The 9773-nt window shown below is 69.7% G+C and carries 11 protein-coding genes and 1 pseudogene; 9 read left to right on the top strand and 3 right to left on the bottom strand.

The features are described from left to right. The first annotated feature begins 123 nt into the window (after window positions 1-123). The 4 genes from ACFW2Y_RS31935 (at window position 124) to ACFW2Y_RS31920 (ending at window position 2307) form a co-directional block, all read left to right on the top strand. Window positions 124-462: an alpha/beta fold hydrolase gene (locus ACFW2Y_RS31935; protein WP_384886036.1), complete on the top strand. Its 339-nt coding sequence runs from the start codon at window positions 124-126 to the stop codon at window positions 460-462. A gap of 122 nt (window positions 463-584) precedes the next feature. Further along, complete coding sequence (locus tag ACFW2Y_RS31930; protein WP_384886035.1) at window positions 585-1568, top strand: threonine/serine dehydratase; 984 nt, start codon at window positions 585-587, stop codon at window positions 1566-1568. An 84-nt stretch (window positions 1569-1652) separates the two neighbouring features. After that, window positions 1653-1955 (top strand): hypothetical protein, encoded by a 303-nt coding sequence (locus ACFW2Y_RS31925; protein ID WP_384886033.1) that lies wholly within the window; start codon window positions 1653-1655, stop codon window positions 1953-1955. After that, window positions 1933-2307, top strand: coding sequence for a Tn3 family transposase (locus ACFW2Y_RS31920; protein WP_384886031.1), 375 nt, complete (start codon window positions 1933-1935; stop codon window positions 2305-2307). The genes ACFW2Y_RS31925 and ACFW2Y_RS31920 overlap by 23 nt, the downstream gene beginning before the upstream one ends. Window positions 2308-2404: 97 nt before the next feature. Here ACFW2Y_RS31920 and ACFW2Y_RS31915 read toward each other — a convergent pair whose 3' ends face one another. Further along, window positions 2405-3049 carry a dihydrofolate reductase family protein gene (locus ACFW2Y_RS31915; protein WP_384886030.1) on the bottom strand — a complete coding sequence of 215 codons (645 nt, stop codon included), beginning with the start codon at window positions 3047-3049 and terminating at the stop codon, window positions 2405-2407. A 200-nt stretch (window positions 3050-3249) separates the two neighbouring features. Between ACFW2Y_RS31915 and ACFW2Y_RS31910 the strand changes: the two genes are divergently transcribed. Both ACFW2Y_RS31910 and ACFW2Y_RS31905 read left to right on the top strand, forming a co-directional pair. Beyond that, window positions 3250-3618: a YciI family protein gene (locus ACFW2Y_RS31910; RefSeq protein ID WP_384886028.1), complete on the top strand. Its 369-nt coding sequence runs from the start codon at window positions 3250-3252 to the stop codon at window positions 3616-3618. Beyond that, on the top strand, window positions 3615-4871 hold the full coding sequence (locus ACFW2Y_RS31905; protein WP_384886026.1) for an RNA polymerase sigma factor: 1257 nt from the start codon (window positions 3615-3617) through the stop codon (window positions 4869-4871). The genes ACFW2Y_RS31910 and ACFW2Y_RS31905 overlap by 4 nt, the downstream gene beginning before the upstream one ends. A 178-nt stretch (window positions 4872-5049) precedes the next feature. Here the strand turns inward: ACFW2Y_RS31905 and ACFW2Y_RS31900 are convergent, their stop codons facing one another. Further along, window positions 5050-6315: a serine hydrolase domain-containing protein gene (locus ACFW2Y_RS31900; RefSeq protein ID WP_384886025.1), complete on the bottom strand. Its 1266-nt coding sequence runs from the start codon at window positions 6313-6315 to the stop codon at window positions 5050-5052. 456 nt (window positions 6316-6771) lie between these two features. On the opposite strand from ACFW2Y_RS31900, the gene ACFW2Y_RS31895 reads away from it, so the two are divergent. Together ACFW2Y_RS31895 and ACFW2Y_RS31890 are read left to right on the top strand one after the other, a co-directional pair. Continuing rightward, entirely contained in the window at window positions 6772-7728 is a 957-nt protein-coding gene (locus tag ACFW2Y_RS31895) for a GlxA family transcriptional regulator (protein ID WP_384886023.1), read from the top strand. Between the two features lie 17 nt (window positions 7729-7745). Further along, window positions 7746-8075: pseudogene (locus ACFW2Y_RS31890) on the top strand (hypothetical protein); the annotation flags it as partial. Here ACFW2Y_RS31890 and ACFW2Y_RS31885 read toward each other — a convergent pair. After that, window positions 8060-8545, bottom strand: coding sequence for a hypothetical protein (locus tag ACFW2Y_RS31885; protein WP_384886022.1), 486 nt, complete (start codon window positions 8543-8545; stop codon window positions 8060-8062). The pseudogene ACFW2Y_RS31890 and the gene ACFW2Y_RS31885 sit on opposite strands and share 16 nt — an antisense overlap. Before the next feature lie 186 nt (window positions 8546-8731). On the opposite strand from ACFW2Y_RS31885, the gene gap reads away from it, so the two are divergent. Continuing rightward, window positions 8732-9773 (top strand): type I glyceraldehyde-3-phosphate dehydrogenase (gap, locus tag ACFW2Y_RS31880; RefSeq protein WP_384886020.1); only part of this gene is annotated, 1042 nt, incomplete at its 3' end.

The following is a 9773-nucleotide window of genomic DNA, read 5'->3' as shown; positions in this document are numbered from 1 at the left end:
AGCTCGAACACACCCCGGAAACGCCGAGATCCCGCCCAGCCTCTCGGCTGAACGGGATCTCGTGACGATTCTCGAGAGCATCTCGAGAACTGTCGCGCCTTCGTGGCGGAGGGATTCGCCCGGATGCTTGCCGACACCGAGCGTCCGGACTACGCAGCCCGGTTGCGCCTCGCCGATCCACGGGCCGTCCATCGCAGCGCGGTCGCCTTGGTGACGGGTGACGTGCCCGCGTCGGGCAAGCTGTTGATCGACTTTGCCGGGCCCCGGAGTTTCCTGGTCGGGGAACTGAGCCTGCCCGATGCCGACGCGGAGGAGGTGGCCAAGCACGGCATCCCGGTGCTGGAAGTGCCCCGAGCGGGACACAACCTGATGTTGGACAACCCGGACGGTTTCGCCGGAGCCCTCGCTCGTGCACTGGGGGATGACCGGTCCCCGCTGGTTTCCGTCCGCCAGAGCCCCTGACCGGGATGCGGGTCCGGCACGGTTCCGTCGCTTCTCCTCGGGTTCCTTCTTCCCGTGATCGGTGGACATTGAGAAGATCGTCCGTACGATCGCCCGATCCCGGCCCCCCTCAGGAGCATCTGGTGCAGCCACTCGCGTACACCGACGTCAAGACCGCCGCTGACCGGATCCACGGCCATGTCCGTCCCGTCGCGGTCACGCAAGCCGATGCCGGCGACGGGGCGTACACGCTCCACTTCGCACTGGAGCTCATGCAGCACACCGGCTCCTTCAAGGCTCGCGGTGCACAGAACTTCCTCCTCGCCCATCAGGAGGAGGGCACCCTCCCGGACGCCGGGATCACCCTTGTCTCTGGTGGCAATGCAGGGCTCGCCTGCGCCTGGGCAGCCCGCAAGCACGGCGTCCGGGCCACCGTCTTCCTTCCCGCCACCGCACCTCAGTTCAAGATCGACAAGCTGTCCGGCTACGACGCCGACGTGCGCCTCGTCGGGACGGAGTACGCCGAGGCACTGGCCGCCTGTGAGGAGTTCGCCGCCGACACCGGTGCCCTCGCCTCGCACGCCTATGACCACCCCTTGATCGCCGCAGGAGCCGGCACCCTCCTCGACGAGGTCCACCGCCAGGTCCCGGACCTGGACACGGTCGTCGTCGCGGTCGGCGGCGGTGGGCTCTTCGCCGGCGTGGCCACCGCCGCCCGGCACCACGGGATCCGCACCCTCGCCGTCGAGCCCGAGAACTGCCGAGCCCTCGACGCAGGACTCCGGGCCGGACACCCCGTCGACGTCACGGTCGACTCCGTCGCCGCCGATGCCCTCGGTGCCCGCCGCGCCACTCCCCTCGCCGTGAGCGCGGCCCAGCAGGAGGGCGTTCGATCCTTCCTCGTCGCGGATCGTGACATCGTCCGCGCCCGCAGGGCCCTCTGGGACGACCGCCGCCTTGCCGTCGAACACGCTGCCGCCACCGCCTTGGCCGTCCTTCCGTCGGAGGCCGAAGACCGATCCGCTCGGAGCGTTTACCGCCCGGCGCCCGGCGAGAAGGTCTGCGTCGTCCTCTGCGGCGCCAACACCCACCCCGGAGACCTGGCGGGACACCAGCCCCCGGCGTGACGGATGCCGGCCGCTGGCTCCCGGGCCGATCGTCGGGCGTCGGCGGGAGCAGACGCCCAAGACGATCGACGCCAGGAAGGCACCATGAGATCAGAAGCGGACACCCCGCTCGTCGAGCGCGTTCTGCGGATCGAGGGCCGTGCGGACGCGGAAGCCCTCGAAACCTTCGGCAGGGGGCTTCCCCGCCGCTCCGCCAACGAGGTGGCCCTCTTCCTCCCCTACAGTTACGCAGAAGTGCCGGTCGGGAAGGTCTATGACGTCTGCTTCCGGTGCACCGAGGAGAGGGACGTGGTCCGGGTCACGGCGACCGTCGTGGCGGTCACCCAGCAGTTCGGAGCCGCATGGGACGAGGTTCCCCCGTCACTTGTCCGACCCTGCGCTGCGTGAGCAGATCCAGCGGGCGACCCACAGGGCCGAGGAACACAACGGGTTCACCAAGTGGCTCCACTTCGGCAATGCCGGCTGGCTGAACAGCCGCGACCCGGAATTGCAGGGCCGGGCAGTGGAGTTCCTCGACCTTGTCGCCGCGAGCGTGATCTTCTCGACCACCATCGACATGACCAAAACCCTGCGTCAGATGGCCCGCGAGGGCCGGACCATCCGTGCGAGCGATCTGGCGGTGCTCAGCCCCTACCGGCGCGAGAACGTGCTGCGCTTCGGCGACTGCACCACCGCCGGACTCCACGTACCCCCACCCGCCTACAACCCGGCCCTCCACGCCGCCACCGAATGGCCGTGACGTCAAGTGATGCCAAGCAACCGTCGCTCGACGACCCGCCTCAAGGCAGCCCCCCCGGGAGGCGAAACAGCCGGCCGGGGCCAGCCTTGAGGTCCGGTCACTTTCGCCAGAACAGGTGGTGCGTCACCCCGCTCGGGCTGGGAACGACCTCCAGGTGGAACCGGTCGAGCAGCTCATCGGGGGACTCCCAGAGTCGTACTCCGGACCCGAGCTTCACCGGCGAGACCGCCACGTGCAGGGTGTCGACGAGGTCGGCGTCGAGGAACTGCCGGATGGTGGTGGCCCCGCCGCCGAGTCGGACGTCCTTGCCCTGCGCCGCCTCCCGGGCCTGTTCGAGGACCGTGGCAGGGTCGCCGTCGACGAAGTGGAACGTGGTGTCGGAGAGCGTGAACGAAGGACGCTTGTGGTGGGTCATGACGAACACCGGAGTGCGGAACGGGGGCTCGTCACCCCACCAGCCGCGCCACTCGTGGTCGTGCCAGGGCCCGCGCTGGGGACCGAACTTGTTCCGGCCCATGATTTCGGCGCCGATGTTGTGGGCGTAGTCCCGCGTGAGGTAGTCGTCGAGCCCCCGGCTGCCCCCGGGGGCGGTGCGCATGGGCCAACTCGCAGTGGCGCCGGCCCAGGCGAACAGCCTCTCGGGCTCGACGTGACCGAATGGCCTCTCGAGGGTCTGGTCCGTACCGGCACCGATTCCGTCACTCGAGACGTTGAAGTTCTGGACTCTCAGTAGCTGAGCCACGTGTTCCTCCTGTGATGGCGATAGCGATGGTGAGACGTGGATCGTCACCGTGCAGTCGGAGCCGATCGACGGATCTTGACCCGTACCGGCAGGATCATCTGATCTGCTGAACCCGCTGCCGGCATGTCAAGAGCGGTCGGCCCGCGACGACCACCCGATGACGGGGCCCGACCGGGCGCCACGACGGTGAGGAGTTGGACATGAAGTTCCTGCTGATCATGCACATCAACCCGGCCATCATGGAGGAACTGACCGAGGCCGAGCGCCAGGAGATCATGGAAGGCCACGGCGAGTTCATGAAGACGCTCCGCGAGTCCGGCGAGATGATCAGTACCGAGGCGCTGGCCGACCCGTCCCAGAGCTCGGTGGTCCGCGTCCGCGACGGTGTGCCGGTCGTCACCGATGGTCCCTACCTGGAGGCCAAGGAGTTCCTGGGCGGCTACTACCTGGTCGACGTCGCCGACAGGGACCGCGCGCTGGAGCTGGCCGCGATGATCCCGGACGCCCGGTTCAACGGCCTGGGCATCGAGGTCCGCCAGGTGATCTTCTCCGGAGGCCCGACTGCGTGAGCGCCGACCGCGCCACCATCGAGGGCCTGCTGCGCGCGCTCGCGCCGCAGGCCCTAGGCGCGCTGGTGCGCCGGTACGGGCAGTTCGAGCTGAGCGAGGACGCCGTGCAGGAGGCGCTGCTCGCCGCGGCGACGCGCTGGCCGGCCGAGGGCGTCCCGGACAACCCGCGCGGCTGGCTGACCACGGTCGCCGGTCGCCGCCTGGTCGACCAGATTCGCAGCGAACAGGCCCGGCGCCGACGCGAGGACGAGGTGGCCGCCCGGGAGCCGGATCCGACGTCGCCCGGCCCCGGCGAGGACACCCCGGCCAACCGGGACGACACGCTCACCCTGCTGTTCCTGTGCTGCCACCCGGCGCTGAGCCCGGCCTCGCAGATCGCGCTGACGCTGCGCGCGGTCGGCGGCCTGACCACTGCGGAGATCGCACGCGCCTACTTCGTGCCGGAACCGACCATGGCGGCCCGGATCAGCCGGGCCAAACAGCGGATCAGGGCCACCGGCAGCGAATTCACCATGCCGGTCGGGCAGGATCGGGTGGAGCGACTACGGGTCGTGCTGCACGTGCTGTACGTGATCTTCAACGAGGGCTACACCGCCAGCTCCGGAGACCGGCTGCGGCGCGACGACCTGGCCGCCGAGGCGATCCGACTGACCCGCCTGCTGCACCGGCTGCTGCCGGACGACGGCGCAGTGGCCGGCCTGCTGGCCCTGATGTTGCTCACCGACGCCCGCCGGGCCGCCCGCACCGGCCCGCACGGCGAGCTGATCCCGCTCGACGAGCAGGACCGCTCGCTCTGGGACCGCGGTCGCATCGCCGAGGGCGTCGCGCTGGTCACCGACGCGATGACCCGCTCGACACTCGGCCCCTACCAGTTGCAGGCCGCCATCGCCGCGCTGCACGACGAGGCGCCCAGCACCGGCGAGACCGACTGGCGTCAGATCAACACGCTGTACAAGATCCTGGAGCGGCTCTCGCCGAACCCGATGGCCAGCCTGAACCGGGCGGTGTCGGTCGCCATGACCGACGGCCCGCGGGCCGGCCTGGCCCTGCTGGACGAGCTGGCCGCGGACGACCGGATCACCGACCACCACCGACTGCACGCGGTCCGCGCACACCTGCTGGAGATGGCCGGCGACCATCCGGCGGCCCGGGAGTGCTACCACCGCGCCGCCCGTGGCACCACCAGCCTGACCGAGCGCCGCTACCTGGAAACCCGCGCCGCCCGACTGGCGCCACGTCCCGCCTCCGGCTGACCCTCCCGCGCCACCCCGGTCGGGATTGCGTAGACCATGACCCCAATCGGTGGACGGGCGAACAACCAGCTCCCGTCGTCCGCCGCCCTCCATTTGCCAGCCCGATCATCACTCTCCGCCTGTGCCGTCGACCGGAGGGACCGCCCGGACGCGGTCACCGGGCCGCGTCGACGGACCGTCAGTGGCGTTCCGGAAGGTCCCGCTCAGCGGGCAGCGGCTGGACGTCACGGGTCGTGGGCGCGGAGGAGGCGCGCGAGGACGGTGCCACCACCGGCCTCGCGCCGCAGAAGGCCGCCTCCAGCGTCCCGCCGAGGGCCGTGTTGGCGGCTCCGTGGTTCGAGGTGTTCGCCATGGCCGAAAGGCTGCGCCGACCGTCGCGGGTCGAGAACGCATATGTGTAGAAGCCCTGCACGGTACCCGTGTGTCCGTACACCTGGGTGCCACAGGACAGGTCGTAGCGGCGCAGCCCCAGCCCGTAGAACCGGGTTCCGGTGGAGTCCGTCGGGGTGACCGTCGTCATCGTCTCCAACATGGCCGGCGACAGGAGCCGCCCGCGCATCAGCGCGCTGGTGAAGGCGTTCAGGTCGGCGGGGCTGGAGATGACCGCCCCGGCGGACTGGGCCCACGACACGGTCTGCTCCGTGGAGTCGACGAGGGGTTCACCGGCGGCGTCCGGGTGCAGGTAGCCCCGCACGTGCAGCCCCTTGATGCGCGTGTCGGGGTGGACGTACGAGGTCTTGCGCAGCTTCAGGGGCTTGAAGATGCGCCGCTCGTACGCATCGCCCACCGGCCTGCCCGTGAGCTTCTCGATGAGCATGCCGACGACCACGAAGTTCGCGTTGGAGTACCGGTACGCCTGGCCCGGCTCGGTGGTCCGGGGCTCGCTCAAGGAGAGGTCCACCAGCTCCTGATAGCTGAACACCCGGTTCCGCACGGCTTCGAAACCGGGCACGGTCTCCTCGAACATGGCGTTCGTGTAGTCCGCGAGCCCGCTGCGGTGGGTGAGCAGGTGCCGGACCGTGATGCGGTCGTCGGGGAGCAACCCGGGCAGGTACCGGTTGACGGGTGCGTCGAGTTCCAGTCGGCCCTCCTCCACCAACTGGAGCAACACGACCGTGGAGAAGGTCTTGCTGACGCTGCCGATCCGGAACCGTGCATGGGTGTCCATCGGTGCTCCCGATGTCCGGTTCCGGACTCCGACGGCCCGAGTTTCGACCCCGCCGGGGCCGGTGAACCGGGCCATGGCCCCCGGCGCGCCGTTGGCCATGGCCGAGTCGAGCGCGGCGACCACACCTTCCATGTCAGGGGCGGGGACCGCCGGCGAAGTCCTTGCGGCGGGAGCGAGGGGAGCGGCGAACGCACTGGTGGTGGGGATGACGGCGGAGGCCAGAGCGGCGATTGCAGTGATGCTCACGGCCAGGCGGCGGTGTGGAGGCAGGGGCACGGTGATTCCTCGGCTTCTTCCCAGACGATCGGAGCGGCACCCGATGGGGTGGACGCGGAAACGGGTGCCCCCGTGGTCAATGAGCAGGAGTGCCGCTGCCGGCGATCGGTTCCTGATGCCGGGGGCGATTTTCGGACGGTTTCGCTTCGTTCGTGTGCTTGGGCGGCCACCCAAGGAGAGCCCTTCCGGGGCTGGCCCCCGACGAAGGACGACCCCTCCGAAGAGTCCGGTCATGGCGCTGGCCGCAGATGCTTCTCCATCCAATGGGCTGATGGGAAAGAGGAGTTGACACGACGCGCGGGTAGAACGGGCGGAGTCGGATGCACATGGGCCCGCTCGCTGTCCTCACGGTGAGGTGCACCGTCCCGGGCGCCTCGGCTCCCTGGGGTTCGGCGACGGGACCGTCCGGCCGGCCCGCTGACCAGCAAGGACAATGATCCGCGTACCCTCGTAGACGTGTCAGCTCCTCGTCTCCACCGTGTCGCCGTCCTCGTGCTGGAAGGCGCGAAGCCCCTCGACGTCGGCATCCCCGCACAGGTGTTCACGACCCGGGCGAGCATGCCGTACGAAGTCCGGGTGTGCGGAGCGGAACCCGGGCTGGTGGCCGGTGGTGACGGTCTCTCCTACCAGGTCGCCCACGGTCTGGAAGCGCTCGCATGGGCCGACATCGTTTTCGTGCCGGGCTACCGCCACCCGGACCGAGAGGAGCCGCCCCGGGCCGTCGTCGACGCGCTGATCGCCGCACACGACCGGGGTGCACGGTTGGCCGCCATCTCGACGGGTGCCTTCGCCCTCGCCGCGACCGGGCTGCTCGACGGCAAGCGCGCCACGACGCACTGGCACTACGCCCGGGCCCTCGCGACCCGACGCCCGATGATCCACGTCGACGAGAACGTCCTCTTCGTCGACGAAGGCAGCGTGCTGACGTCCGCCGGTGCCGCTTCGGGCATCGACCTCTGCCTGCACATCCTGCGGGGGGACCTCGGCGTGGCCGCCTCGAACCATGCGGCCCGGCGCCTCGTCGCCGCCCCGTACCGCAGCGGTGGCCAGGCACAGTACGTGCCGAGGAGCGTGCCGGAACCACTCGGCGAGCGGTTCGCCGCCACTCGGGAGTGGGCGCTGCACCGACTCGGCGAGCCGCTCACCCTGGAGATCCTCGCCCGGCACGCTGCGGTGTCGGCACGGACGTTCTCGCGCCGTTTCGTCGAGGACACGGGGTACACGCCGATGCAGTGGGTCATGCGCGCCCGCATCGACATGGCCCGTGAACTGCTCGAACGGTCCGAGCGCGGAGTGGAACAGATCGCCTCCGACGTCGGCCTGGGCACGGGCGCCAATCTGAGGCTCCACTTCCAACACATCCTGGGCACCACGCCGAGCGAGTACCGACGCACCTTCGCGCAGGGCGACTAGCTCGCTCTTCAACCTGCTGGAAGACCCGCAGGTGGGCGGCGAAGAACAAGGTCGAACCGTGCTTCACCCCGCCCCACGCCTTTTGGGCCGACCCCATCGAGGCCCACTTCGGGCCGCTGTGGGAGTTCGCCCTGGCCGACTCCCACCACCCCCACCACACGGTCCAGACCCGGGCCCTGCACGCCTCCCTGCACCGGCGCAATCAGAATGCTCGCCACCAGAACGACCGCCACTCCGATGTCCTCGCAGCCCAACGACGTGAACGAGCCCGCATCCGAAGCGAGAAGGGTGTCCCCTGGGGAGGGCGTCTCACCACGGTGGCGGTCTGCGACTACACCCACTCCTGATACACCCTGATCTCCGTCGGCTTGAGTCTGTGGATCGTTGCCCACGCCGCCCGCCCGGTCAGTCCTTGAGCCCACTCTTCGAGATCGTCTCCGGCGTCGTGGAAGAACCACGAGTCGAAGCTTCCGAGGGCCTCCAGAGCGGGTGCGAGTCCGTATCTGAGCTCGCAATGAACCTGCACGTAATGGTCGTGATCACCATCACTGTCGGAGACCTCGAACTGCCGGGTGAGGTCCAGGGCGAACGTCGGAGGACCGTCGAACGCGTGGGTCCCGTATTGGAACAGAAGGCCGTCGGCGTCGGGTGCGTCCGGGACGTCGAACAGCCGTCGGCCGAAACGGAGGAAGGCGCGCCACAGGTCTTCCGTGACCAGATCGTCAAGCGCTCGCCGCTCTGACCCCAGTTCGCTTTTGAGCAGTCCCACGGCCTCGTCCGTCGACGGTCTCCGCGTCATGCCGACCTCCTTGTCCACCGCAGCCGGGCTCAGCGTACTGACTCCGGTGAACCTTCCCGGTCAGAGCGCTGGACCGCATCCGCACGGCGTCGGCGGCTCCCGGTGGCATCGTGGCGCGATACTTGCGGACCGTGGCGATCGCGCCGCTGGTCGAGCCGGGACTTCCGAGCGAACCTGGGTGGCGAATCGGAAGGGACACCGCTCATGACTCGTATCGCCATCAACGGTTTCGGCCGCATCGGACGCAATGTGCTGCGCGCGCTGCTGGAGCGCGAAACCTCCCTCGAGGTCGTCGCCGTCAACGACCTCACGGAGCCCACGGCCCTCGCGCGACTCCTCGCGTACGACTCCACCTCGGGCCGCCTGGGGCGTCCGGTCAGCGTCGACGGCGACACCCTCGTCGTCGACGGGCACCGCATCAAGGTGCTGGCCGAGCGGGAGCCGGCACAGCTGCCCTGGGCCGAGCTCGGCGTCGACATCGTCCTGGAGTCCACCGGTCGCTTCACCTCGGCCAAAGCCGCCCGCGCCCACCTCGACGCCGGGGCCAAGAAGGTCCTGGTCAGCGCTCCGGCCGACGGCGCCGACGTCACCCTCGCCTATGGGGTGAACACCGACGCCTACGACGCCGATCTGCACACGATCGTGTCGAACGCCTCGTGCACCACCAACGCCCTCGCGCCGCTGGCCTCCGTCCTCGACGACCTCGCGGGCATCGAGCACGGCTTCATGACGACGGTGCACGCCTACACGCAGGAGCAGAACCTGCAGGACGGCCCCCACCGCGACCCCCGTCGGGCCCGTGCCGCCGGCGTCAACATCGTGCCGACCACGACGGGCGCCGCGAAGGCCATCGGCCTCGTACTGCCGAACCTGGACGGCAAGCTGGCCGGCGACTCGATCCGAGTGCCCGTGCCGGTGGGTTCCATCGTCGAGCTCAACACGACCGTCTCCCGCGAGGTGACGGTCGAGGATGTCCTCGAGGCCTACCGCACCGCCGCCGCCGGCCCGCTGGCGGGTGTCCTCGAGTACTCGGAGGACCCGCTGGTCTCGTCCGACATCGTGGGCAACCCGGCTTCTTCGATCTTCGACTCGGCCCTGACGCGCGTCGACGGTCGCCACGTCAAGGTCGTCGCCTGGTACGACAACGAGTGGGGCTTCTCGAACCGGGTGATCGACACCCTCCAGCCCTCGCGTCCAGCTGACGACGAGGCGGACGGTCACGCCCCGGGCGTGACGGACGCAGTCG

The sequence above is a fragment of the Streptomyces sp. NPDC058877 genome, assembly GCF_042742855.1.
Classification (GTDB): domain Bacteria; phylum Actinomycetota; class Actinomycetes; order Streptomycetales; family Streptomycetaceae; genus Streptomyces.
Note: the sequence above shows the minus strand (reverse complement) of the source record. Positions and strands in the feature narration are given on the sequence as shown.